The 23,382-nt window shown below is 68.7% G+C and carries 22 protein-coding genes; 17 read left to right on the top strand and 5 right to left on the bottom strand.

The genetic code is table 11. The features are described from left to right. Window positions 1–2: 2 nt before the first annotated feature. Window positions 3–3,596, bottom strand: coding sequence for a hybrid sensor histidine kinase/response regulator (locus tag ACZYRS_RS07825; RefSeq protein WP_463418780.1), 3,594 nt, complete (start codon window positions 3,594–3,596; stop codon window positions 3–5). Window positions 3,597–3,703: 107 nt separating this feature from the next. Between ACZYRS_RS07825 and ACZYRS_RS07820 the strand changes: the two genes are divergently transcribed. From ACZYRS_RS07820 to ureG, 7 genes are all read left to right on the top strand, one after another. Then, window positions 3,704–4,006 (top strand): urease subunit gamma, encoded by a 303-nt coding sequence (locus ACZYRS_RS07820; RefSeq protein WP_018906796.1) that lies wholly within the window; start codon window positions 3,704–3,706, stop codon window positions 4,004–4,006. 25 nt (window positions 4,007–4,031) lie between these two features. Next, window positions 4,032–4,631: a HupE/UreJ family protein gene (locus ACZYRS_RS07815; RefSeq protein ID WP_463418779.1), complete on the top strand. Its 600-nt coding sequence runs from the start codon at window positions 4,032–4,034 to the stop codon at window positions 4,629–4,631. Between the two features lie 5 nt (window positions 4,632–4,636). Further along, on the top strand, window positions 4,637–4,942 hold the full coding sequence (locus ACZYRS_RS07810; RefSeq protein ID WP_257861769.1) for an urease subunit beta: 306 nt from the start codon (window positions 4,637–4,639) through the stop codon (window positions 4,940–4,942). A gap of 3 nt (window positions 4,943–4,945) precedes the next feature. Continuing rightward, window positions 4,946–6,688, top strand: coding sequence for an urease subunit alpha (ureC, locus tag ACZYRS_RS07805; protein WP_463418778.1), 1,743 nt, complete (start codon window positions 4,946–4,948; stop codon window positions 6,686–6,688). Between the two features lie 90 nt (window positions 6,689–6,778). After that, window positions 6,779–7,369: an urease accessory protein UreE gene (gene ureE / locus ACZYRS_RS07800; protein ID WP_463418777.1), complete on the top strand. Its 591-nt coding sequence runs from the start codon at window positions 6,779–6,781 to the stop codon at window positions 7,367–7,369. A 26-nt stretch (window positions 7,370–7,395) separates the two neighbouring features. Beyond that, entirely contained in the window at window positions 7,396–8,076 is a 681-nt protein-coding gene (locus ACZYRS_RS07795) for an urease accessory protein UreF (RefSeq protein WP_463418776.1), read from the top strand. 18 nt (window positions 8,077–8,094) lie between these two features. Then, window positions 8,095–8,745: an urease accessory protein UreG gene (gene ureG / locus ACZYRS_RS07790; RefSeq protein ID WP_463418775.1), complete on the top strand. Its 651-nt coding sequence runs from the start codon at window positions 8,095–8,097 to the stop codon at window positions 8,743–8,745. A 10-nt stretch (window positions 8,746–8,755) separates the two neighbouring features. Here the strand turns inward: ureG and ACZYRS_RS07785 are convergent, their stop codons facing one another. The 3 genes from ACZYRS_RS07785 to ACZYRS_RS07775 all read right to left on the bottom strand — a co-directional run bounded on the left by ACZYRS_RS07785 (window position 8,756) and on the right by ACZYRS_RS07775 (window position 11,503). Then, window positions 8,756–9,283, bottom strand: coding sequence for a hypothetical protein (locus ACZYRS_RS07785; RefSeq protein WP_463418774.1), 528 nt, complete (start codon window positions 9,281–9,283; stop codon window positions 8,756–8,758). Between the two features lie 73 nt (window positions 9,284–9,356). Further along, window positions 9,357–9,950: an ATP-binding protein gene (locus tag ACZYRS_RS07780; RefSeq protein ID WP_463418773.1), complete on the bottom strand. Its 594-nt coding sequence runs from the start codon at window positions 9,948–9,950 to the stop codon at window positions 9,357–9,359. Window positions 9,951–10,345: 395 nt separating this feature from the next. Then, entirely contained in the window at window positions 10,346–11,503 is a 1,158-nt protein-coding gene (locus ACZYRS_RS07775; RefSeq protein WP_198785061.1) for a porin, read from the bottom strand. A 224-nt stretch (window positions 11,504–11,727) separates the two neighbouring features. Between ACZYRS_RS07775 and ACZYRS_RS07770 the strand changes: the two genes are divergently transcribed. From ACZYRS_RS07770 to ACZYRS_RS07760, 3 genes are all read left to right on the top strand, one after another. After that, window positions 11,728–12,384: a nuclease-related domain-containing protein gene (locus ACZYRS_RS07770; RefSeq protein ID WP_198785059.1), complete on the top strand. Its 657-nt coding sequence runs from the start codon at window positions 11,728–11,730 to the stop codon at window positions 12,382–12,384. A 66-nt stretch (window positions 12,385–12,450) separates the two neighbouring features. After that, window positions 12,451–14,853 carry an outer membrane protein assembly factor BamA gene (gene bamA / locus ACZYRS_RS07765; protein WP_463418772.1) on the top strand — a complete coding sequence of 801 codons (2,403 nt, stop codon included), beginning with the start codon at window positions 12,451–12,453 and terminating at the stop codon, window positions 14,851–14,853. Between the two features lie 25 nt (window positions 14,854–14,878). Further along, complete coding sequence (locus ACZYRS_RS07760; protein WP_463418771.1) at window positions 14,879–15,562, top strand: response regulator; 684 nt, start codon at window positions 14,879–14,881, stop codon at window positions 15,560–15,562. Window positions 15,563–15,851: 289 nt separating this feature from the next. Here the strand turns inward: ACZYRS_RS07760 and ACZYRS_RS07755 are convergent, their stop codons facing one another. Then, window positions 15,852–16,127 (bottom strand): hypothetical protein, encoded by a 276-nt coding sequence (locus tag ACZYRS_RS07755; RefSeq protein WP_463418770.1) that lies wholly within the window; start codon window positions 16,125–16,127, stop codon window positions 15,852–15,854. 309 nt (window positions 16,128–16,436) lie between these two features. Here ACZYRS_RS07755 and ACZYRS_RS07750 point away from each other — a divergent pair, with 309 nt between their 5' ends. From ACZYRS_RS07750 to ACZYRS_RS07720, 7 genes are all read left to right on the top strand, one after another. Continuing rightward, window positions 16,437–18,026 carry an ATP-binding protein gene (locus ACZYRS_RS07750; protein ID WP_463418769.1) on the top strand — a complete coding sequence of 530 codons (1,590 nt, stop codon included), beginning with the start codon at window positions 16,437–16,439 and terminating at the stop codon, window positions 18,024–18,026. Continuing rightward, entirely contained in the window at window positions 18,023–18,730 is a 708-nt protein-coding gene (locus tag ACZYRS_RS07745) for a response regulator (RefSeq protein ID WP_463418768.1), read from the top strand. The genes ACZYRS_RS07750 and ACZYRS_RS07745 overlap by 4 nt, the downstream gene beginning before the upstream one ends. Before the next feature lie 54 nt (window positions 18,731–18,784). Further along, the gene (gene yccS / locus ACZYRS_RS07740; RefSeq protein ID WP_463418767.1) at window positions 18,785–20,995 is read left to right on the top strand and encodes a YccS family putative transporter; all 2,211 of its coding nucleotides are present in this window, start codon (window positions 18,785–18,787) and stop codon (window positions 20,993–20,995) included. 76 nt (window positions 20,996–21,071) lie between these two features. Further along, window positions 21,072–21,437 carry a hypothetical protein gene (locus ACZYRS_RS07735; protein WP_463418766.1) on the top strand — a complete coding sequence of 122 codons (366 nt, stop codon included), beginning with the start codon at window positions 21,072–21,074 and terminating at the stop codon, window positions 21,435–21,437. Between the two features lie 154 nt (window positions 21,438–21,591). Then, a complete protein-coding gene (locus ACZYRS_RS07730; RefSeq protein ID WP_463418765.1) occupies window positions 21,592–22,290 on the top strand; it encodes a Bax inhibitor-1/YccA family protein in 699 nt (232 codons plus the stop codon). 29 nt (window positions 22,291–22,319) lie between these two features. Next, complete coding sequence (locus tag ACZYRS_RS07725) at window positions 22,320–22,865, top strand: Rrf2 family transcriptional regulator (RefSeq protein WP_198785045.1); 546 nt, start codon at window positions 22,320–22,322, stop codon at window positions 22,863–22,865. 233 nt (window positions 22,866–23,098) lie between these two features. Further along, the gene (locus tag ACZYRS_RS07720) at window positions 23,099–23,380 is read left to right on the top strand and encodes a hypothetical protein (protein ID WP_463418764.1); all 282 of its coding nucleotides are present in this window, start codon (window positions 23,099–23,101) and stop codon (window positions 23,378–23,380) included. Window positions 23,381–23,382 lie beyond the last annotated feature (2 nt).

The following is a 23,382-nucleotide window of genomic DNA, read 5'->3' as shown; positions in this document are numbered from 1 at the left end:
GGTCATGGCGCACTCACTGCTTCGGCCAGCGCCCGGCTCATGGCCTCGAACTGGAACTGGCGCGCCAGCACGCGCTGCGCCTCGGTCCAGGCCATGCACTCGGGCTGTTCGGTGTCGATGTCGTCCAGCTGGTTCATGATGCCGCGAAAGTAGCCCAGGCTCACCGCTTCGTCGAGTGCGCGCAGGCGCTCGCGCGAGGGCGGCTGCATCGTCTTGGGCGCGGCCGCCGGCGGCAACGCGGCGGCCATGTCGGTCCACTTGAGGCCGAGCCGGCGCTCCAGCCAGTCGAGCAGCTCGGTGTGGCGAACGGGCTTCACGAAGAAATCTTCAGGCGCGATGCCCACGTCGTTGTCCAGCCCCTTGTCGAAGGCGTTGGCCGAGACGACGGCGACGGACGCATCGGCCAGGCCGAGCTTGCGCGCGCGGCGGATCGTCTCCCAGCCGTCGATGCCGGGCATCGCGAGGTCCACGAACATCGCATCGGGCCGGTAGCCCGCGGCGATGAGGTCGAGCGCATCGTGGCCGCTGGCGGCCGTGCGCAGCTCGAAGCCCAGCGGCGCAAGCACGTGGTCGAGCAGGTCGCGATCGGCCTCTTCGTTGTCGACCACCAGCAGGCGCCGGCGTGCGCCTTCGTAGCCGCGGCGCGCCCGCGCCACCGGCACCGGCCTCGTCGCACCCGCCGCCGTGTCGTGCACGCGCGGCAGGAAGAGCCGCACGCAGAACAGCGACCCCACGCCCGGCGTGCTCTGCACCTTCATCTCGCCGCCCATCAGGTCGGTGAGCATCTTGGCGATGGTCAGGCCCAGGCCCGCGCCCGGCGCCGACGAGGCGGCCGCGTTGCCGCGGGTGAAGGGCTCGAAGATGCGCTCGATGTCCGCGGCCGTCATGCCCGGGCCGGTGTCCTCGATCTCGATGGCCGCAAACTCGCGCGCATAGGCCAGCCGCAGCGTGACCTGCCCCGCCGCGGTGAACTTGATCGCATTGCCCAGCAGGTTGATGAGGATCTGGCCCACGCGCTTCTCGTCGGCGCGCACCACCTCGGGCAAGGCGCCCGCCGCCTCGAAGCGGAACTGCAGCCCCTTCTCGGCCGCCTGCAGCTCGAACATGTCGGCCAGCTCCCGCATGGTGTCGGCAAAGCGCATCGGCCGCGCATGCAGCGTGAGCTTGCCGGCCTCGATGTGCGCGATGGCCAGCGTGCCCTCGATGAGCGAGAGCAGGTGCTCGCCGCCGCGCTTGATGACCGCCACCGCCTGCTGGCGGTGCGGCGGCACCGAGTGGTCCTCGCCCATCAACTGCGCGTAGCCCAGGATGCTGTTGAGCGGCGTGCGCAGCTCGTGGCTGATGGCGCTGATGTAGCGGCTCTTGGCCTGGTTGGCCTGGTCGGCGGCGCGTTGGGCCTGCTCGGCGACTGCCCTCGCCTCTTCGGCCGTTTGCTTGGCAGCCTGCAGGGCGCGGTCGGTTTCGCGGTGCAGCTCGATCTCGCGCAGCAGCAGGTGGGTCTGCCGGTTCGATTCTTCCTGCGCAACCTTGCGGCTCTGGTGCGCGAGCACCAGCCACCACGCCACGATGCCAGCGATGACCAGCAGCGCCATGTAGGCCTTGAGGAAACCCGAGCGCAGCGCGGACTGCTGCACGCCCGACCAGACCTCCGACGCGCGGGCCTGCGACGCGAGTTCGAGCGCGCTTTCGGCCAGCGCCCGCAGTTCCTGTTGATAAAGCACGCCGAACACCACGGCCAGCAGCGGCACGATGACCAGCATCAGCAGCAGGAAGTGCCCCAGGCCCGTGTCCAGGTAGCGCCAGCTGCGGCGCGGCAGCAGCCAGCGCAGCACGGCCGACCATTGCGACGACAGGCTCGCATGCGGCTTGCAGAGGTCGCCGCAGCGCGCATCGAGCGTGCAGCAGAGAGAACAGATCGCGCCCTGGTACGCCGGGCAATGCGCCATGTCCGGCCCTTCGTACTCGCGCTCGCAGATCACGCAGTGCTGTACCTTCAGGCGCTGGTAGCTGCCGGTGTCGTCCGATTCGACGCGCGCCCAGCGCACCGCGCGTCCGCCCGCCGCCGGCGCGAAGGGCACGGCACCGGTCGCGTCGGAGGCCCGTGCCAGGTAGTACTTGCCGCCGGTGGCCCACGCCAGCAGCGGCGAGGCGACCAGCGCGGTGCCCAGCGCGATGAGCGCCGAGAACGCCTGCGCCAGCGGCCCGAACACGCCCAGGTGCGCGGTGATCGACAGCACCGAGGCCAGCGCCATCGCGCCCACGCCCACCGGGTTGATGTCCCACAGGTGCGCGCGCTTGAACTCGATGCCCGGCGGCGAGAGCCCCAGCGGCTTGTTGATGACCAGGTCGGCCACCACCGACATCATCCAGGCGATGGCGATGTTGGCGAAAAGCCCGAGCACATCGCCCAGCGCCTCGAACACGTTCATCTCCATCAGCATGAAGGCGATGAGCGCGTTGAACACCACCCACACCACCCGCCCCGGATGGCTGTGCGCCACGCGCGAGAAGAAATTGCTCCAGGCGAGCGAGCCGGCATAGGCGTTGGTCACGTTGATCTTGAGCTGCGAGATCACCACGAACAGCGCCGTCGCCGCCACCGCCCAGCCGTAGTTCGGAAACACGTATTCGTAGGCCGCCAGGTACATCTGGTTCGGATCGACCGCGCGCTCCACCGGCACCATGTGCGTGATGGCCAGGTACGCCAGCAGCGCCCCGCCCAGCATCTTGAACACGCCCAGCACCACCCAGCCCGGGCCGCCCGCCAGCACGCCGGACCACCAGCGCCCGCCGGTGGTGGCGGTGCGCGCGGGCATGAAGCGCAGGTAGTCGGCCTGCTCCCCCATCTGGGTGATGAGCGCGATGCCGACCGTCAAAGCGGCGCCAAACAGGTGCAGATCGAAACCCTTGGTGGCCGCCTTGACCCCGTTGTAGTGCACGATGCCCGCGAACGCACCAGGATCGCGCACGAGCACGAACACAAACGGCACCACCAGCATCACCAGCCAGAGCGGCTGCGTCCACAGCTGCAGTCGGCTGATGGCCGAGACGCCATGCGTGACCAACGGAATGACCACCAGCGCGCACACCAGGTACCCCCAGACCGGCGGAATGCCCAGCGCCAGTTCCAGCGCGTAGGCCATCACCGCCGCCTCGAGCGCGAAGAAGATGAAGGTGAACGAGGCGTAGATCAGCGAGGTGAGCGTCGAGCCGATGTAGCCGAAGCCCGCGCCGCGGGTGAGCAGGTCCATGTCCACGCCGTAGCGCGCCGCATACACGCTGATCGGAAGGCCCGCCAGGAAGATGATGAGCCCCGTGACCAGGATCGCCCAGAAGGCGTTGGCAAAGCCGTACTGCACCAGCAGCGTGGCACCCACCGCCTCCAGGATGAGGAACGACGCCGCCCCGAACGCCGTGTTGGCCACCCGCCATTCGGACCATTTGCGAAAGCGCTGCGGCGTGTAGCGCAGCGCGTAGTCCTCCAGCGTTTCGCTCGCGACCCAGCTGTTGTAGTCGCGCCGGACCTTGACGATGCGCTGGGGGGCGTCGTCGGAGGGGATGGGCGGGGCGTCTGGGTTCACACCGTTTCGGTGCATCTTTCGTGCCATCCGTACGACTTTTGGCGAACAGGGCACGACTGTTGCAAAGAAGAAGGCTTGCCCATAATGGCCGACTCTTCCCCCAGCCACCCGATGCCGCTCCCATGGAACTGACCCCGCGCGAAAAAGACAAGCTGCTGATCTTCACCGCGGCGCTCCTGGCCGAACGGCGCAAGGCCCGCGGCCTGAAGCTCAACTACCCCGAAGCCGTCGCCCTGATCTCCGCCGCCGTGATGGAGGGCGCCCGCGACGGCAAGAGCGTCGCCGCGCTCATGAGCGAGGGCCGCTCGGTGCTCACCCGCGCCGACGTGATGGACGGCATCGCCGAGATGATTCCGGACATCCAGGTCGAAGCCACCTTTCCGGACGGCACCAAGCTGGTCACCGTCCACCAGCCCATCGTCTGACCCGCCCTCGAAAAGAAGAACCGCCATGCGTCACACCACTTCCAAGACCCTCGCCCTGCTCGCCCTCCTGCTGCCGCTGGCAGCCAGCGCCCACACCGGCGTCGACGGCGGCCTGCATCACGGCTTCACCACCGGTTTCCTGCACCCGCTGACCGGCGCCGATCACCTCGCCGCCATGGTCGCGGTCGGCCTCTGGAGCGCGCTGACCGCGCGCCGCGCCTGGCCCGACCTGCTGTGGGCGCCGCTGGCGTTCGCGGGCATGCTGCTGGTGGGCGCGTTGATGGGCCTGGCCGGCGTGCAGCTGCCGGCCGTCGAACCGATGATCGCGGCCTCGCTGCTGGTGCTGGGCCTGCTGGTGGTCACTCGCATTCACCTGCCGGCCGCCGTCGCCATGGCCGTGGTCGGCGTGTTCGCCGTCTTCCACGGCGTGGCCCACGGTTACGAACTCGCGAGCGAAGAAGGCGCCGCGCTCACGCTGGCCGGCATGGTGAGCGCGACCGTCGCGCTGCACCTCGCGGGCATCGCGCTCGGATGGGCGCTGCGCCATGCCAACGCCTGGCTGCCACGCGTGGCCGGTGCCGCCGTGGTGGTGCTCGGCGCAGCGCTGCTGGCCCAGGCCGTCTGATCGCCATGACCCCCGGCGAACTCCTCACCGACGACGGCGAGCACACGCTCAACCCCGGCCGCCGCACGCTCACGCTGGTGGTGCAGAACACCGCCGACCGGCCGATCCAGGTCGGCTCGCACTACCACTTCGCCGAGACCAACGGCGCGCTCGGCTTCGACCGCGAGGCCGCGCGCGGCATGCGGCTGAACATCGCCTCGGGCGCCGCGGTGCGCTTCGAGCCGGGGCAGCAGCGCACGGTCGAGCTGGTCGATTACTCGGGCGATCGCATCGTTTATGGCTTTCGCGGCCTGGTTCAAGGAAAGCTCTAAAACATGGCCACCATCGGGCGACGCGCCTATGCGGAAATCTTCGGCCCCACCGTCGGTGACCGGGTCCGCCTTGCAGACACAGAACTCCTGATCGAAGTGGAGGCCGACTACACGCTGCGCGCCGGCGGCTACGGCGAAGAGGTGAAGTTCGGCGGCGGCAAGACCATCCGCGACGGCATGGCGCAGTCGCAGCGCACCCGCGATGGCAAAGGCAGCGGCCCTACGGCCGGTGGCGCCGTCGATACGGTTCTGACCAACGCGCTCATCCTGGACCACTGGGGCATCGTGAAAGCCGACATCGGCCTGAAGGATGGCCGCATCGCCGCCATCGGCAAGGCCGGCAATCCCGACGTGCAACCGGGTGTCGATATCGTCATCGGTCCGGGCACCGAGATCATCAGCTGCGAAGGCAACATCGTCACCGCGGGCGGCATCGACAGCCACATCCACTTCATCTGCCCGCAGCAGATCGAGGAAGCGCTGTCCTCGGGCGTCACCACCATGCTCGGCGGCGGCACGGGCCCCGCGACCGGCACCTTCGCGACCACCGCCACGCCCGGCCCCTGGCACATCGAGCGCATGCTGCAGGCGGCCGATGCGTTTCCGATGAACCTGGGCTTCCTCGGCAAGGGCAACGCGAGCCTGCCCGATGCGCTGCACGAGCAGATCGAAGCCGGCGTCATTGGCCTCAAGCTGCATGAAGACTGGGGCACCACGCCCGCGGCCATCAGCAACTGCCTCGATGTGGCCGACGCCACCGACACGCAGGTGGCGATCCACAGCGACACGCTCAACGAATCGGGCTTCGTGGAGAACACCATCGCGGCCGTCGGCGGCCGCGCGATCTGCGCCTTCCACACCGAGGGCGCGGGCGGCGGCCATGCGCCGGACATCCTGCGCGTGGTGGGCGAGGCGAACTTCCTGCCGTCGTCGACCAACCCCACGATGCCCTACACGGTGAACACGCTGGACGAGCACGTCGACATGCTCATGGTGTGCCACCACCTGGACGCCGGCATCGCCGAGGACCTGGCCTTCGCCGAGTCGCGCATCCGCAAGGAAACCATCGCCGCCGAAGACGTGCTGCACGACCTGGGCGCGATCAGCATGTTCAGCTCCGACAGCCAGGCCATGGGGCGCGTGGGCGAGGTCGTCATCCGCACCTGGCAGACCGCGCACAAGATGAAGGTGCAGCGCGGCACGCTGCCCGAAGACAGCGAACGCAACGACAACTTCCGCGCCAAGCGCTACGTCGCCAAGTACACGATCAACCCGGCCATTGCGCACGGCATCGCGCACGAGGTCGGCTCGCTCGAAGTCGGCAAGTGGGCCGACATCGTGATCTGGAAGCCGGCCTTCTTCGGCGTGAAGCCCTTCACCATCCTCAAGGGCGGCACGATCGCGATGGCCGCGATGGGCGACCCGAGCGCATCGATTCCCACGCCGCAGCCGGTGCACTTCCGCCCGATGTTCGGCGCGTATGGCGGCTCGCTCGCGAAGAGCTCGTTGACCTTCGTCTCGCAAGCCGGTCTGGCTTCGGGCATCAAGGAGCGCTACGGTCTGGCCAAGAACCTGAGCGCGGTGAAGAACATCCGCAACGTGCGCAAGAAAGACCTGATCCACAACGGCTACGCGCCGAAGATGGAGATCGATGCGCAGACCTACGCGGTGCGTGCCGACGGGCATCTGCTGACCTGCGAGCCGGCGAAGCTGCTGCCGATGGCGCAGCGGTATTTCCTCTTCTGAAGCCAGGGCATGCGCCTGCTTGACAGGCTGCGTATCCTCGAAGGTATTCATCCAGCCAACGGGTGCCTCCGGGCGCTCCTTTTTCGCACCATGCTCACCGCCAACAAACTCATGCCGCAGGGCCGCGGCCTTGCGCCCGTGCTGCTCAAGCGCGCCGCCACCATCGAGCTGGACTGGGACGTCCGCCAGAAAAGCCGCTTCGACGCCACCGATTCGCAAGGCCGGCAGATCGGCATCTTCCTGCCGCGCGGCACCGCGGTGCGCGGCGGCGATGTGCTGGTGGCCGAGGACGGCTCGCTGGTCCGCGTCATCGCGGCGCCGCAGCCGGTGCTGCGCATCACGCATTGCATGGCCCATGGCACGCCCTTCGACCTGACGCGCGCGGCCTATCACCTGGGGAACCGGCATGTGCCGATCGAGCTGAAGCCCGATCACCTGAAGATCGAACCCGACCACGTGCTGGCCGACATGCTGCGCTCGATGCACCTGATCGTCGTCGCGGTGGAAGAAGCCTTCGAGCCCGAGGGCGGCGCCTATGGGTCGCACGAGCACGGCCACGGCAGCCATGACCACCTTGGCCATGACCACAGCCACGAACACGATCATTCGCACGCGAAGGGCCCCCAGCCGCTCGTGCTCGCGCCCGAACTGCTCGACGACCACGACCATGACCATGCCTGATCCGGCGCACGCGGCGCAAAGCTGACATGCCCGACCCGGCCAGCGCCCACAGCCTGCTGCAGCTCATCTGGCTCGCCTCCCCGGCCTTGCCCGTGGGCGGCTTCTCGTACTCCGAAGGCGTGGAGGCGGCAGTCGAATGGGCCGGCCTCGACTCCGAAGCCAAGGCCGCCGAATGGCTCGCCGACCAGCTGCACCTGAGCTTCGCGCGCGGCGACCTCGCGCTGGTCGCGCAGGCCATCCCCGCCTGGCGCGCGAACGATGCGGCGCGCATCCGCCGGCTCAACGCATGGGTCCTCGCCACCCGCGAATCGGCCGAGTTCTTCTTGCAGACCGAGCAGATGGGCCGCTCCTTCGTCGAGTGGCTCAAGCTGCACCACGCGGACACGGCCGCGGTCTTCACGGACCTGCCCGCCAGCTACCCCGTGGCCTTCGCCTTCGCGCTCGGCCGCACCGGTGCCACGGTGCACGACGGGTGCCTGGCCTTCGCCTTCGGCTGGGCCGAGAACATGGTGGCTGCCGCCGTGAAGGCGGTGCCGCTCGGCCAGAGCGCGGGCCAGCGCATCCTCGCGCAGCTCGCGAACGAAATCCCCGCGGCTGTCGACCGCGCGATGCGCCTGGGCGACGACGAACGCCAGGCCTTCGCCCCTTTGCTGGCCGTGCTGTCGGCCCGCCATGAAACACAATATTCCCGCCTCTTTCGAAGCTGACCGAACCGGACAACGCCCATGACCTCCGCCCTGCACCACATCCCCCACCGAACCAAGAGACTGCCGCCGCTGCGCGTGGGCATCGGCGGCCCGGTCGGCTCGGGCAAGACCACGCTGCTGGAGATGCTCTGCAAGGCGATGCGCGACAAGTACGACCTCGTGGCGATCACCAACGACATCTACACCAAGGAAGACCAGCGCCTCCTGACGGTGGCCGGCGCGCTGCCCGCCGAACGCATCATGGGCGTGGAGACCGGCGGCTGCCCGCACACCGCGATCCGCGAAGACGCGTCGATCAACCTGGAAGCCATCGACCGCATGCTCGAGGACTTTCCCGATGCCGACGTGGTGTTCGTCGAATCGGGCGGCGACAACCTCGCGGCCACCTTCAGCCCGGAGCTGTCGGACCTCACGATCTACGTGATCGACGTGGCGGCCGGCGAGAAGATCCCGCGCAAGGGCGGCCCCGGCATCACCAAGAGCGACCTGTTCGTGATCAACAAGATCGACCTGGCGCCCTACGTGGGCGCGAGCCTGGAAGTGATGGAGCAGGACACGCAGCGCATGCGCCGCCAGCGGCCCTACGTGATGACGAACCTGAAGACCCACACGGGCGTGGCCGAGGTGGTGGCGTTCATCGAGGAACGCGGCATGCTCAACGCAGCCTGAGCGGGCACGCTCAGAGCTCGCTGCCGTCCCGCAGCTGCCGCGCCTTGTAGACCAGGCGCACGCTCGCGCGGCGCGGGTCGCTCACCTGCTGCACGTAGACATCGGTGTCGCCGCTCGTCCACGCCGCATAGGCGCTGCCCGGATCGCGCGACGCGAGTTCGTTGCCGAACACGCCGCGCCCCCACTGCACGAGCTGGCCGAACGCCGATGCGCCGCTGTCGGGCGCGGCCTGCGCCGTGGCCACGTATTCGACGCGCCGCAATTCCGAAGCCGCGAAGAAGAAGGTCGGCTCGAACATCAACCCCGCGATCTCGACAGGCGTTGCGCGCCAGCTTCCGAGCAAACCGCCGGTCAAGCGCTGCGGGCGCTGCACGCGCTCGGCGGCGGGCAATGCAGCGCGCAGTTCATCGGCCGTCATGCCCAGGCGCACGCCCGGCGGCAAGGCCTGCGCATGCAGTGCACCGGTGGCGAAGAAGACCGCGCTCGCGGCGAGCGCACGGACAAGGATCGGGGAAGCTGTGAATCGCACGTTCGGCATCGGAAGGAAAGGCGGCGGCACCGTGGGACCGCGAGTATGACGCGGAGTTCCACGGCGCGGCAGCCCACGCCCTTCAAGACCCGGCGGTGGGCTCGTGCAATGGCAGCCGCAGCGTGAGGCCCAGCGCGCCATCGGCATGCGGTGCCGAATAGAAGCGCCCGCCGTGGCGGCTGGCAATGCGCTCGCAAACGCGCGCACTGGCTTGCGAGGCGGCATCGAGCGCATCGAAGAACCGCGCGAGCGGCGGCCGCACATCCTCCGCATCGAGATCGCGCCAGTGAACGACCGCATGCCCGCGTTCCACGCGCGCGGAGACCTGCAACGTCGCGCCCGCGGACATCACGCTCGCCGCATGCGCCGCGACCTTGGCGAGCAGGTCGCGCAGCTCCGCCTCGATGGCGAAGATGGGCACGGCATCAGGCGGGAGTTGGACATCGAAACGAATGCTCGCAGCATCCGGCGTCGCGCCGAGCAGCGGCCGCAGGTCCTGCACGCTGCTCGCGCGCATCTTCTGCCGCGCATCGTCGCGTGCCTGTTCCGCCATGCCGCGCGCCTGTGCGCCGGCTTGCAGGTTCGCGATCAGCAAAGCGCCCATCATCGCGACCACGCCAGCGAGTCCGAGCCCGATGACCGCAGCGATGCCGAGCCCGAGATTGCCTGAGTACATGCGTGCAATCCTTCTCTTCAGCGCGGCCCGGGCCCGCGGTATTCCAGTGCACCCGAAGCACCGCGCTCGCAGGTGCCCGACAGCGCATCCGCGCGCGGACCGGGCAGCGCAGGCCGCGCCCCTTCAAGCTGGCCCTCGCACACATCCCAACGCGCCATCGGTGGACTGCGATGCTCGAAGGCCATCGGAAATGGTGGCCCGCCGCGAAACGCCGGTGGCGACCTCGGGGGCATGGGTGGCGGCAGCATGATGCAACCCGACAGGCCGGCCGCCGCCAGCACGCCTGCGAGGTGATGGATTCTTTGCGTCATCTTTGAAAGCAACTCACGACGTTGAAAAAAAGCCGCCCGCGTGCGACAAGGGCAGCGCCCTGCCGCACCGGGCCGGGTGCGCGGTCAGAACGCGTGGCGGATGCCGAAGTCGTAGCCCGTCGACGAACGCGGCAGGCCCGTGAAGCCCACGCCGCTGCTGCCGTAGCCGGTGGTGGCCGCGGCCGCCAGGCTGCCGGTGTAGGCCGCGTCGTTGCGGTTGTTCACGCGGGCGACAGTGGCATACAGCGCAGTGCGCTTGGAGAGGTTGTGCACATAGCCGATCGCGAACTTGTTCACGCGCGGGTCTTCGCCGGTGATGCCGACGGCGCCTTCGTTGTAGCGCACCGTCGAGTACGACGCGCGAATCAGGCCCGCGCCCACCGGCATGCTCGCGCCGATGAGATAGCCGTTGTAGCTGTCGTGGCTGTTGCCCACGGCGAGCGCGAACTTGTTCTGCACGTTCGAGAGTTCGCCGAAGAGCTTGACCGGGCCGAAGTCGTACGACGCACCGAGGTTGACGGTCTGCACCTTGCGCGTGAGCGTGGTGGTGTCCACCGCAACGCTCTGCCCCACCGCCAGCGCGATGTCGAGCGGCCCGTTCGCATAGCCGAAACGGCCGCCGACATAACGGCCGGCGCTGCTGCTGATCTCGGCGGTCGTGTCGGTCGCGCTGGTCTTGGTGTTCTCGTTCAGGCTGTACTGCACCTGGCCGTAGAAACCACCGAGGTTGGGCGGCAGGAAGTAGCCGACCATGTTGCTCGCGCGCGCGTAGTTCGAGTTGGCAAGACCCGCGCCGCCGCTCACCGAGTAGATCGCGCTGGAGCCCGATCCGTTCGTGCCGAACGGATCGAACACCGTGTCGTTCCAGAAGGTGGCCGTGTAGTCGCGGCCCAGCCGCACTTCACCGAAGCCGCCGGAGAGGCTGACGGTGGAGCGGCGGTTGAAGTTGGCGATGCCGGTGGCGCCGTCGTCGTTGCCGATCGGCGCTTCGAGCCAGAAGCTCGCCGCGAGGCCGCCGCCCAGGTCTTCGGTGCCGCGAAAGCCGATGCGGCTGGAGTTGTAGCCGGAGTTGGCCAGGCTCCATTGGCTCTGCTTGCTGCTCGCACCGGTGACCGGGTCGCGCGACGTGGCGCTCTGGTAGGTCACGCCGGCATCGATGACGCCGAACAACGTGACGGACGATTGGGCAGAGGCCAGGCCGGTGACGGCCAGCGCGGCGAGTGCCGTGAGGGATTTCTTCATTCAGGTTTCTCCGGGTTTTCAGCTGCTCTTCATCGAGCGGCTGAACGCATGGTCTCGTTCAAATTTGGAGGAATCTGGTGGATGCGGCGTGCTTTGCATGCGGTGTTGTTTTGAGCGCACGCGTCGGGGTTCGAGCGGCCGGCGGCATCGACGCACCTTTGAACGGCACGTACTAAAAGTCTCCCAAAAGCCCGGCAATGCTTCGGCCTTCCGAAGGAGTCCACATGACCATTGTTTTGCAAAGCACCGTCGCCGCATCGCTGGGCATACAGCAGCTGTCCAACGCATTCACGCCGGCCTTTTCGCACCTGCGCATTCTTCGCAACCTCATCATCCCGATGCCCTCGGGGTGCGCGGTTCCCACGGCGCGCATCGACGCCGTCATCGTGTGCGAGACCGGCGTCTACCTGTTCGAGATCAAGGCATGGCGCAACGCCTTCGTCTACCGGAAGAAGTCCGGCGAAGCCCCGCCGCGCTGGTTCCTGCGGATCAACGGATGCACGCGCGCACGCGAAGTGAAAGACCCCGCATGGCAAGGCGGCCGCAAGACGACGCAACTGCGCAGCCTGCTGCCCGACGACCTGCGCCTTCAATACTTCGTGCTGCTGCCGTGCGAAGGCGTCGAGCTCGAAGGCGTGATGCCCGCCGCCGTCATCACGCAGCAAGACCTGCCCTACATCGCGCGGCTCGTGCGCAACAACGGACGCACCGCGCGCACCTATCCGCTGCTCGATGCCCATGCGGTCGAGCGCACCGTGCAGCGCCTGCTCGACATCCAGGGCGACCTGTCCATGGAGACGCACCTGCAGAACTGCCGCGAAAGAAGCGAACAGCCTCTCTCGATGCAATGGCCCGCCGTGAGCGCCATGGGGTTGCAGTAACGCTCTTTACCGAACGCACCGGAGGGCGTCCCATATTTCTCCGACATTGGCGAAGACCATGCGGCGATGCAACTTCCCAAGTTCCTCGCGGCCGTCGCTGCACTGTTCTTCTCGATGGCCGCTGCGCCCGCATGGGCCGCCGATCCGTTCACCGTGCGCGACATCCGGCTCGAAGGCCTGCAACGCGTAGAGCCGGGCACCGTCTTCTCCACGCTCGGCATCAAGGCCGGCGACAACTACAGCGACGAACGCGGCAGCGCCGCCATCCGCGCACTGTTCGAGCTGGGCCTTTTCAAGGACGTGCGCATCGATGTCGACGGCAACGTGCTCGTCGTTGTCGTGGAAGAACGCCCCACCGTCGCCGACGTCGATTTCGTGGGCACCAAGGAATTCGAGAAGGCCGCACTGCAAAAGGCGCTGCGGGAAATCGGCCTTGCCGAAGGCCGCCCCTTCGACAAGGCGCTCGCCGATCGCGCCGAGCAGGAACTCAAGCGCCAGTACGTGAGCCGCAGCCTCTACAACGCCGAGGTGGTGACCACCGTCACGCCGCTGGAGCGCAACCGCGTGAACCTCACGTTCACCGTCGTCGAAGGCGAGTCGGCGCGCATCAAGAGCGTGCGCGTCGTCGGCAACCAGGCCTTCAGCGAGGGCACGCTGCTCGACCTGTTCGACCAGGACAGCGGCGGCTGGCTCGCCTGGTACACCAAGTCGAACCAGTATTCGCGCAGCAAGCTCGCGGCCGACCAGGAAACGCTGCGCAGCTACTACCTCACGCGCGGCTACCTCGAATTTCGCATCGACTCCACGCAGGTCGCCATCTCGCCGGACCGGCAGTCGCTGGACCTCACGCTCAACATCACCGAAGGCGAGAAGTTCGCGGTCGCCGGCGTGCGGCTCGAGGGCAACTACCTCGGCCGCGAAGACGAGTTCAAGACCCTCGTGACGGTGCGCCCCGGCGCCCCGTACAACGGCGAGGACGTGGCCGCCACCACCAAGGCCTTCACCGACTACTTCGGCACCTTCGGCTACGCCTTCGCGCGCGTGAAGGCCGAGCCCGAGATCGACCGCATCAAGAACCGCGTCACCATGGTGCTGAAGGCCGAACCTGCGCGCCGCGTGTACGTGCGGCGCCTGAACATCGGCGGCAACGCGCGCACGCGCGACGAGGTGATCCGCCGCGAGTTCCGCCAGTTCGAAGGCGCCTGGTACGACGGCAACAAGATCAAGCTCTCGCGCGACCGGGTCGATCGCCTGGGCTACTTCACCGAGGTGAACGTCGAGACCGCCGAGGTGCCGGGCAGCAACGACCAGATCGACCTCGCGGTGAACGTGGCCGAGAAGCCCACGGGCTCGCTGCAGCTGGGCGCGGGCTACTCGTCGACCGACAAGATCTCGCTGAGCTTCGGCATCACGCAGGAGAACGTGTTCGGCTCGGGCAACTACCTCGGGCTGCAGGTCAACACGAGTTCGTACAACCGCTCGATCTCGCTCACCGCGACCGATCCGTACTTCACGAAGGACGGCATCTCGCGCACGGTCAATGTCTTCCACACCACCACGCGGCCCTACTACGAGGCCGACGGCAACTACAAGCTCGCGAGCGACGGCGGCTCGGTGCGCTTCGGGCTGCCGGTGGGCGAGCTGGACACGGTGTTCCTGGGCATCGGCGTGGAGCGCTATTCGTTCACGCCGGGCACCAACGGTTCGTACACGCTGGTCGACGGCTCCTACGTCTACACCGGCACGCCGCAGGCTTACCTGGACTACTTCAAGTGCACCGGCACCGCGCCGAGCGTGGTGTGCACCGGCAGCGACGTGGTGGGCATTCCCGCGACGGTGGGATGGTCGCGCGACGACCGCGACAGCGCGCTGGTGCCGACCACCGGCCGCCTGCAGCGCGCGAGCCTCGAAGTGGGCGTGGGCAGCGCGCTGCGTTATCTCAAGACCGACTACCAGTACCAGCAGTACTTCGCGCTCTCCAAGCAATACACGCTCGCCATCAACGGCCAGCTCGGCTATGCGAAGGCATTGAGCGGCAGCACCTTCCCGATCTTCAAGAACTTCTACGCGGGCGGGCTCGGCTCGATCCGCGGCTTCGAGCAGAACTCGCTCGGGCCGGTCGATGCCGTCACGGGCGGCTCGCTGGGCGGCACACGCAAGGCGATCTTCAACATGGAGTTCAGCACGCCCTTCCCCGGCGCGGGCAACGACCGGTCGCTCAGGCTCTACACCTTCCTCGACGCGGGCAACGTGTTCGCCGACCGCACGGCCAGCATGACCGATGCGCAATGGAAAGCGCAGAACCGCCTGCGCGCATCGGCGGGCCTGGGCATCAGCTGGATCTCTCCGCTCGGCCCGCTGCGCCTGGCGTACGCGGTGCCGCTCGCCTACCAGAAGGAGGACACCGCCAACGGCATCGCGGCGGACCGCACGCAGCGCTTCCAGTTCCAGATCGGCACGTCCTTTTGAAAAGAAGCAAGGAAGGAGCCACGCCATGAGCCGCATCCTGATGGTTGAAGACGGGCGCGACAGCGCCTCGGCGCTGCTGGACCACCTCTGCAACGCCGGCCACGAGGTCGAGCACATCGGCGACGGCGCGGCGGCGCTGGACCGCATCCTGAGTTCGCCGCCCGCGCTCACATTGCTCGACGTGGTGCTGCCGCAGATCGACGGCCTCCAGGTGCTGCAGAAGGTGCGCTCGCACAGCGACCATCCGATCATCATGCTGACGGCGCGCACGCGCGAGGTCGATCGCCTGCGCGGGCTCGACCTGGGCGCGGACGACTACGTCTGCAAGCCGTTCTCGCCGCGCGAAGTGGTGGCGCGCGTGCACACGGTGCTGCGCCGCCATGCGCAGCGGGACGGGGCTTGCGCGGCGCCGTCGAAGTCGGTGTCGTTCCGGGACGCGCACGGCGGCGCGCACCTGGAGGGGCACGCGCTCGATCTCACGCGCCGCGAACTCCTGCTGCTGCGCACGCTGTCGCGCGATCCGGGGCGGGTGTTCACGCGCTCCAAGCTGCTGGAGGCGGCGTTTCCGGAAGCGCTGGACGTGAACGAGCGTGCGGTCGACGGGCACATCAAGAACCTGCGCAAGAAGCTCACGGCCGCGGTGCCCTCGCACGGCTGGATTCGGTCGATCTACGGCGTGGGTTTCAGCTTTGCGGAACGGCCGGCCTGAGCGCGGCACGCGGCTTCGAGCGGCGTGGCGGGACCAGTGCGCATGATGGGCGCGAGGGTCGAAAGACTCGCGTTGCGCCCTTCGGCCGGGTGGCGCTCGCTGCATCCGCCGCGCGCGGCGATGCAAGCGCCCAACGCCAGTCCGATGAAGGCCAACAGGCCCATGAGGCGCTGCACCAACGGCAGCGCGTCAGTTGACGGTGTCGCCGCGGCATGTACCCAGGCGGTTTCGCTGTGAGACGGCATCGCGGTTCGCAACGCTCAGCCTTCGACGGATGGTGCGTTGCGGCTCATGCGCTTTCCTCCTCGGCTTCGCCGCCCGGCGCTTCGGCACGCGTGGCGCGCGCTTCCGCCCAGACCACCAGCAGCGTCCACACATGCGTGACCACCCAGAAGATCGCCGTCAGCCACAGCAGGACGAGGTCCATGCCGGGATCGGACCAGACATCGGCCCACGACCAGGCCGAGCGCGCCGGCGCGCAATGCCCGGGACTGGCCCAGGCCAGCGCGGCGGCCGCGAAGGCCGGGAGGAACTTTTTCGGTGAGCGAAGCGTGGCCGGGTTCATGGGCACGCATCGTGCGTTTCGAATCGGGAGAAATGTGGGAGCGGGTTCTCCCAGATTCCTCCCCATTTGGCCGCCATGATCCGCCGCTTGCCTATGACGCCCCCTGCCCGAAACGCATGCCGCAGAATGCCGCCATGCCCTGAGAAGGCGTGAACGAATCCACCATGCCCGCTCATCCCGCCCAGGCGCGCCCACTCGGCGTTGCAAATGCTCGCCATAGCCCGAGCTATGGCTGCGCTTTGCGCCTTGATTGGGCGCGCCTGGGCAGGCTGCTCGGGCACGCCGGATTCATTCACGCCTTCTGAGCCCATGCCGCGTCTGACCCTCTCCCGCAAGATCTTCCTGGCGCTGGCCGCCTTGCTGATCGTGCTGCTGCTCAGCTTCGTGGGCTTTTCCATCATTGCGCTGCAGCGGGGGCTGGGCGCCTACGTCGCCGAGATCGAGATCCGGCGCATGGACTGGCTCTCGCAGCTCCTCCTGAAGCACTACGTCGCCAACGGCGACTGGAAGAAGCTGCGCGACAACGACGAGGCCTGGCACCGCCTGCGCATGGGCCAGCTGGCGATCGTGCTCGACGGCGCGGCCAGCCCCGACGACCGGCGGCTGCCGCCCTGGTACGAGCGCCGCACGGCACGCCCCGACGGCGACCCGGACAACGGTTCGCCGCCGCCGCAGCCGCCCGCCTCTTCTTCTGCTTCTTCTGCGTCGCCGCAGTTGGACCTCTTGCCCCGGCGCTTCTCGATGCCGCCGCCGCCCTGGTTCTTTCCCGACCCGCGCTCGGCCGCCGATTCGATCTACCAGCGCCTGGCCGTGCTCGATGCGCAGGGGGCTCTCGTGGTCGGCGCCACCATCGATTTCGAGAACGCCGCGCGCATGCCGATCCGGCGTGGGCGCTCGGTCGTCGGCTACCTGGCGCTCGCGCCCGCGCAGGGCTTCGAAAGCGAGGCCGACCGCGCCTTCCTCGCGCGCCAGTCCGGCGTGATCGCGCTCACCGGAATGTGCGGCCTGGCCTTTGCGCTGGTGCTGTCGTGGCTGCTGGCGCGCCGCTGGTTCAAGCCCATCGATGCGCTGACGCAGGCGGCGCAGGACGTGGCGCGCGGGCGCCTCTCTACACGCGTGGCCGTGCATGGCTCGGACGAACTCGCGCTCTTGGGCAAGACCTTCAACGACATGGCGCAGCGACTGGACAAGGTCGAGGCCTCGCGCCGCGCGTGGCTGGCCGATGCGGCGCACGAGCTGCGCACGCCGCTCGCGGCGATGCGCGCGGAAATCGAGGCGCTGCAGGACGGCGTGCGCACCTTCGACGAACGCACCGCGCTGCGCATGCACCGCCAGGTGATCCGCCTCGGCCAGCTGGTCGACGACCTGCGCAGCAGCATGCGCGAGCCGCAGAACGATTTGCTCACCACCGCGGTGTTTCCGCTCACGCTGCTGAAGGAGGCGCTGGACCACACGCGCGACCGCTTCGCCCAGCGCGGCATCGCGGTCGACCGGGAGGCGATCGACCGCATCGCCGCATCGGCCCAGCCGGTGATCGACGGCGACGCGCACCGGCTGCACCAGGTGTTCATGAACCTGCTGGAGAACACGCTGGCCTACACCGATGCCGGCGGGCGCCTTCGCATCGAGGTGACCGTCGAGGGTGCGTGGACCGGCAACTGCCTCACGCTGCTGTTCGACGACAGCGCGCCGGGCGTGTCGGAGGAAGAAATTCCGCGCCTCTTCGATCGCCTGTTCCGCGGCGAGACCTCGCGCAGCCGTGCGCTCGGCGGCTCGGGCCTGGGCCTGTCGATCTGCCGCGCGACCATCGAGGCGCATGGCGGCAGCATCGAGGCGGCGGCCTCGCCGCTGGGCGGCCTGCGCATGACCCTGACCCTTCCGCTGGCGGCATCCGCATGACACGCATCGTCATCGTCGAGGACGAGATCGACATCGCCTCGGTGGTGCAGGACTACCTGCGCCACACCGGCTACGAGACCGAGCACTTCACCGACGGACAGAGCGCGCTCGAGCGCATCGTCGCATCGCCGCCCGACCTGACGCTGCTGGACATCATGCTGCCGCGGCTGGATGGCATCGAGGTGCTGCGCCGTGCGCGCGAGCACACGGCGCATCCGATCATCATGCTCACCGCGCGCATCGAGGAGGTCGATCGCCTGCTCGGGCTGGAACTGGGCGCGGACGACTACGTGTGCAAGCCCTTCTCGCCGCGCGAGCTGGTGGCGCGGGTGCGCGCGGTGCTGCGGCGCACGGCGCCCGGGAACGTGGCCGGGAAAGTGCCCGGGCAGGCTCCGCAAGGCGATGCACCGGGCCTCGTGCTGGACGACGTGCACTGGCGCGCCTCGCTCGAAGGCACGCCGCTGAACCTCACGCGCCGCGAGTTCGGGCTGCTGCAGGTGCTGTCGCGGCATCCGGGGCGCATCTTCTCGCGCGCGCGGTTGCTGGAGCTCGCCTACGACGACACGGTGGACGTGACCGAGCGCGCCATCGACAGCCACGTGAAGAACCTGCGCCGCAAGCTGGGCGCGGTGTCGCCTTCGCACGACTGGATTCGTTCTGTCTATGGCGTGGGCTTCGCGTGGGAGGCGCCGCCGCAGGGCTGACGCGATGGCCGGAGCGTGGCGGCGCCGTGGCATGCATCGTGCAAGATTGCAGCCATGCTTCCCCTGTCCCCCGATTCGCTGCGCCAGCGCCTGCGTTCCTTTGCCTCCCGCGCGCAACCGCTGCGCATTCTTCTCACGCTCGGCAGCCTCATGGCGGTGTGCGGCTACACCGGCCATCCCGATGCGGTGATTCCCCTTTTCCTCGGCGCCATCGCGAGCGCGCTCGCCGAGACCGACGACAGCTGGCGCGGCCGCTTTCGCGCGCAGCTTGTGACGCTCGCGTGCTTCGCGGTGGTGTCCTTCTCGGTGGAGGCGCTGTTCGGCCGGCCGGTGCTCTTCATCGCGGGGCTGGCGTTCGCGGCCTTCTGGCTCACGATGCTGGGCGCGGTGGAGGCGCGCTACAAGGCCATCGCCTACGCGACGCTGATCCTGGCGATGTACGCGACGCTGGGCATCGAGAACCAGGCCACGCACGGCCATGATGGAGGGCGCGAGCCGCTGTTGCTGCTGGCCGGTGCCGCGTGGTACGGCGTGTTCTCGGTGCTGTGGTGCGCGGCCTTTCCGGCGCAGCCGGTGCAGGCGCGGCTGGTCACGCTGTTCACGGTGCTGGGCAACTTCGTGCGCTTCAAGGCGTCGCTGTTCGAGCCGCTGCGGGGCATCGACATCGCGCAGAAGCGGCTCTCGCTCGCACAGCTCAACGCCGAAGTGGTGAGCGAGCTCAATGCCGCCAAGGAAAGCATCTTCCGCCGCATCGGCGCGCGGGCGCCGACCGGGCGCCTCTCGCGCTACCGCGGGCTCTACCTGATCGCGCAGGACGTTCACGAGCGCGCGAGCTCCTCGCACGACGACTACAACGCGCTGGCCGATGCCTTCTTCCACAGCGACCTGCTGTACCGCTGCCAGCGCGTGCTCGGCCTGCAGGGGCTGGCGTGCCAGCGGCTGGCCGGCTCGATCGCGCGGCGCGAGCCCTTCGAGGTGGGCGAGGAAACCGTGCAGGCGCTGGCCGACCTGCGCGGCGCCATCGAGCACGAACGGGCGCGCGCCACCACGCCCGATCGCCTGGCATTGCTCGCATCTGTGGAGGCGCTCGCGCGCAACCTCGCGCAGCTGGACGGCCAGCTCGCCGGTGCGAGCCAGCCGTCGGCGCGCGCCGGACGGACCGAGATGGGCCTTTTCAACCGCTCGCCGCGTTCGTGGCGCGATGCGGCCGAGCGCGTGCGGCGGCAGCTCACGCCGCGCTCGCCGCTCTTTCGCCATGCGCTGCGGCTGGCGATCGCGCTGGCCGCGGGCTACGGCGTGATGCAGGCCATCCACCCCGCGCAGGGCTACTGGATCCTGCTGACCACGCTGTTCGTGTGCCAGCAGACCTTCGGCGACACCGTCTCCCGCATGGGCCAGCGCATCGCCGGCACGGCGCTGGGCGTGGTCGCGGGCTGGGCGCTGCTGCAGCTCTTTCCGCAGCCGCTGGTGCAGTCGGTGATCGCGGTCGCGGCCGGCGTGCTGTTCTTCGCGACGCGCGCCACGCGCTATCTGCTCGCCACGGCCGCGATGACGCTGCTGGTGCTGATGTGCTTCAACCAGGTGGGCGACAGCGGCCTCCTGCTCGTGCCGCGACTGGTCGACACCGCCATCGGCAGCGCCATCGCCGGCCTCGCGGTGCTCCTGGTGCTGCCGCACTGGCAGGCGCGGCGCATCAACGAGCTGGCCGCCACCGCCATGCGCAGCCACGCGGGGTACCTGCGCCGGATCGTCGAGCAGTACGGCACCGGCCCGCGCGACCACCTGGACTACCGCCTCGCGCGGCGCAACGACCACAACGCCGATGCGGCGCTCTCCACCGCCGTGTCGGACATGTTCCGCGAGCCGGGCTATGTGCGGCCGCGCGCGGGCATCGCGCTGCGCTTCCTGATCCGCTCGCACACGCTGCTGAGCTACCTGTCGGCGCTCGGCGCGCACCGCGCCGCGCTGCCCGATTCGCCGCACATGGCGGTGCTGCGCGAGGCGGCCGAAGGCGCGGCGGCGGCGCTCGATGCGCTGGCCGGCGGGCTGCAGGGCGGCGCGATCGCGGACGAGCCCGCCACCGAGCCGGCCGTTCGCGCAGCCCTCGCGGCCGCCGTGGCGCCGGCGGGCGATGCCGGCGCGGCGGAACGCACCATCCACACCGAGCTGGCGCTGGTCTGGCTGCAGATCGACGCGCTTCGCACCCATGCGCGCGAGTGGCTGCAGCCCGGGGACGAGGCGGCGCCCGCCGCCCTGGAAACCTGAAACGTCCGACCGTCCGGATGGGCGAAACAACCCGTAAAAAGGCCGGTCGGGGCGCGCCGGGTAAAATCGCGGCTTCATGTCACGCTGGTTCGCCGCTACTGTCCTCACCCTCATGTTGTCCTGCTACGGCCTTGCCGTGTTCGCGCAGGGCCTGATGGGCGCCGGGCATCCCGCGCATGCGGGCGCCGACATGCAGACCTGTGTGACGACCGGCATGTCGCTCTCCGATGCCTTCGTGAGCGACGCCATGGACCTGGCGGACGAGCTCCCCTCCCATGAAGAGGCGGGCTCCGAGCACGTCGAACTGGTCGATGCCCGGCACCCCGTGCCGGTCGTGCTCTTTCTCTCGGAACAACCGCGCGGCCTCGCCCTGACGCCCGCGCTCTCACCGCTCCTCGATCGGCCCAAGCGGCCACCCCGCGGCACCGCCCTGGTCGCCTAAGGCTCCGCCGCGACCTGGAGCCTTTGCGGCTCCCTCTTTGTCGATCCGACCGCGCCGCCGCATTCCGGCAACCGCTCGCATCGCGAACACCCCGCTTTTTTCCCGTGCCACACCGCGTTCCCGCACCGCCGGGGCGCCCGATCAAGGAATCAGAATGAACAACGGTCAACCCATCTACCACCCCGGCTTCGACGCACCCGTCGCGTCGGCCCAGGAACGCAACCGCGTTCTTCGCAACACCTACTGGCTGCTCGCGCTGTCGATGGTCCCCACCGTGCTGGGCGCCTGGATCGGCGTGTCCACGGGCCTGGCGCGCGCCATGTCGCCGGGCATCGGCCTCATGGTGTTCCTGGGCGGCGCCTTCGGCTTCATGTACGCCATCGAGAAGACCAAGAACTCGGCCGCCGGCGTGCCGGTGCTGCTGGCCTTCACCTTCTTCATGGGGCTGATGCTCTCGCGCCTCGTAGGCTCGGTGCTGGGCCTCTCGAATGGCGCGAACCTGGTGATGACGGCCTTTGCCGGCACCGGCGCGATCTTCCTGGGCATGGCCACGCTGTCCTCGGTCATCAAGCGCGACCTGTCGTCCATGGGCAAGTGGCTCTTCATCGGCGCCATCCTGCTGCTGGTGGCCGGCATCGCCAACTTCTTCATCCAGTCGAGCGCGCTGATGATGACGCTGGCGGTCGCCGCCATCGGCATCTTCTCGGCCTTCATCCTGCATGACCTCAAGCGCGTGAAGGACGGCCTGGAGACCAACTACATCTCCGCCACGCTGGGCGTCTATCTCAGCATCTACAACGTGTTCCAGGCACTGCTCGCCCTTCTGGGCATGGGCGGCGGCCGGGACGAGTAACGCTCACCAAGTCACGAAGGGAGCTTTCCATGCGCCTCACTACCAAGGGCCGCTTCGCGGTCACCGCGATGATCGACATCGCCCTGCACGGCCGCTCGGGCCCGGTCACGCTGGCCTCCATCAGCCTGCGCCAACGGGTCTCGCTGTCGTACCTTGAACTGCTGTTCGCCAAGCTGCGCCGCAACGACCTGGTCGAATCCACGCGCGGGCCGGGCGGCGGCTATTCGCTCAGCCGCAAGGCCGCGCTCATCAGCGTGGCCGACATCGTGCTCTCCATCGAGGACCACGGCAACGAGACCACGCGCCGCCGCGCGGGCGACGACGTGGACGATACCGGCCGCTGCGAGGTCGACGAGCTCTGGGCCTCGGTCAACCTGCGGGCGGTCGAGTTTTTGAAATCGATCTCGCTGCAGAGCCTGGTCGACGAGCAGAAAGCCAAGGGCGTGCAGGCCGCCACCAGCGTGGCCGGCAGCAGGCGCACGACCGTGGTCGGCACGCCCGCACGCAAGCCCTTCGTCGTGGACGCGCCGAACTCGGTGTTCGCGCTGGGCCGGCGCCAGCAGCGCGCCGGGTAGGCGGCGATCCGGCACCCACGCGAGTGGGCAGCCAACGATTCGAAGCGGTCCAAAGCCGCGCCGATCGTTGGCTTTTTTTGCGCCTTTTTTACGCGCGCTTCGATAGCCTTGCTGCTCCGGTCCGCCGCTCGAATCCATCGCAGCGTGGCCGTCGGAGCATCGACATGCAAGCAAGAACAAGCCTCTGGTCCCGCTTCGCGGGATGGGCGAACGCGGCGCGACGGCCGCAAGACATGAGCCTCGAATGGACCTGCTGCGGCACGCCCGGGCGCGACCCCACCGAGGCGTACCTTGGGCGGGTCGACGCGTACGAACTCACGATCCGTTCGTGCGTCCATTGCGGCGCGCTCTGGCTGCAGGTGCAGTCCGTGGCGACCACGGTGGCGCGGTCCGAGCCGCTGTCCAGGGCGGATGCGGAAGCCTTTCTCGCGGCAGCTCCCGGCATCGAGCGGCGCACGATGATGCGGGCCTGGCTGCAGCGGCATCTGCAGTCGCCCGGGTCGCGCGCTTCGTGAGC

It is taken from the genome of Variovorax sp. AC194, from assembly GCF_979257995.1.
Note: the sequence above shows the minus strand (reverse complement) of the source record. Positions and strands in the feature narration are given on the sequence as shown.

What these genes read in the sequence shown, in the direction of transcription:
- ACZYRS_RS07825 (WP_463418780.1), bottom strand. Translation starts at nt 3,596, where the DNA reads ATGCACCGAAACGGTGTGAACCCAGACGCCCCGCCCATCCCCTCCGAC.
- ACZYRS_RS07820 (WP_018906796.1), top strand. Translation starts at nt 3,704, where the DNA reads ATGGAACTGACCCCGCGCGAAAAAGACAAGCTGCTGATCTTCACCGCG.
- ACZYRS_RS07815 (WP_463418779.1), top strand. Translation starts at nt 4,032, where the DNA reads ATGCGTCACACCACTTCCAAGACCCTCGCCCTGCTCGCCCTCCTGCTG.
- ACZYRS_RS07810 (WP_257861769.1), top strand. Translation starts at nt 4,637, where the DNA reads ATGACCCCCGGCGAACTCCTCACCGACGACGGCGAGCACACGCTCAAC.
- ureC (WP_463418778.1), top strand. Translation starts at nt 4,946, where the DNA reads ATGGCCACCATCGGGCGACGCGCCTATGCGGAAATCTTCGGCCCCACC.
- ureE (WP_463418777.1), top strand. Translation starts at nt 6,779, where the DNA reads ATGCTCACCGCCAACAAACTCATGCCGCAGGGCCGCGGCCTTGCGCCC.
- ACZYRS_RS07795 (WP_463418776.1), top strand. Translation starts at nt 7,396, where the DNA reads ATGCCCGACCCGGCCAGCGCCCACAGCCTGCTGCAGCTCATCTGGCTC.
- ureG (WP_463418775.1), top strand. Translation starts at nt 8,095, where the DNA reads ATGACCTCCGCCCTGCACCACATCCCCCACCGAACCAAGAGACTGCCG.
- ACZYRS_RS07785 (WP_463418774.1), bottom strand. Translation starts at nt 9,283, where the DNA reads ATGCCGAACGTGCGATTCACAGCTTCCCCGATCCTTGTCCGTGCGCTC.
- ACZYRS_RS07780 (WP_463418773.1), bottom strand. Translation starts at nt 9,950, where the DNA reads ATGTACTCAGGCAATCTCGGGCTCGGCATCGCTGCGGTCATCGGGCTC.
- ACZYRS_RS07775 (WP_198785061.1), bottom strand. Translation starts at nt 11,503, where the DNA reads ATGAAGAAATCCCTCACGGCACTCGCCGCGCTGGCCGTCACCGGCCTG.
- ACZYRS_RS07770 (WP_198785059.1), top strand. Translation starts at nt 11,728, where the DNA reads ATGACCATTGTTTTGCAAAGCACCGTCGCCGCATCGCTGGGCATACAG.
- bamA (WP_463418772.1), top strand. Translation starts at nt 12,451, where the DNA reads ATGCAACTTCCCAAGTTCCTCGCGGCCGTCGCTGCACTGTTCTTCTCG.
- ACZYRS_RS07760 (WP_463418771.1), top strand. Translation starts at nt 14,879, where the DNA reads ATGAGCCGCATCCTGATGGTTGAAGACGGGCGCGACAGCGCCTCGGCG.
- ACZYRS_RS07755 (WP_463418770.1), bottom strand. Translation starts at nt 16,127, where the DNA reads ATGAACCCGGCCACGCTTCGCTCACCGAAAAAGTTCCTCCCGGCCTTC.
- ACZYRS_RS07750 (WP_463418769.1), top strand. Translation starts at nt 16,437, where the DNA reads ATGCCGCGTCTGACCCTCTCCCGCAAGATCTTCCTGGCGCTGGCCGCC.
- ACZYRS_RS07745 (WP_463418768.1), top strand. Translation starts at nt 18,023, where the DNA reads ATGACACGCATCGTCATCGTCGAGGACGAGATCGACATCGCCTCGGTG.
- yccS (WP_463418767.1), top strand. Translation starts at nt 18,785, where the DNA reads ATGCTTCCCCTGTCCCCCGATTCGCTGCGCCAGCGCCTGCGTTCCTTT.
- ACZYRS_RS07735 (WP_463418766.1), top strand. Translation starts at nt 21,072, where the DNA reads ATGTCACGCTGGTTCGCCGCTACTGTCCTCACCCTCATGTTGTCCTGC.
- ACZYRS_RS07730 (WP_463418765.1), top strand. Translation starts at nt 21,592, where the DNA reads ATGAACAACGGTCAACCCATCTACCACCCCGGCTTCGACGCACCCGTC.
- ACZYRS_RS07725 (WP_198785045.1), top strand. Translation starts at nt 22,320, where the DNA reads ATGCGCCTCACTACCAAGGGCCGCTTCGCGGTCACCGCGATGATCGAC.
- ACZYRS_RS07720 (WP_463418764.1), top strand. Translation starts at nt 23,099, where the DNA reads ATGAGCCTCGAATGGACCTGCTGCGGCACGCCCGGGCGCGACCCCACC.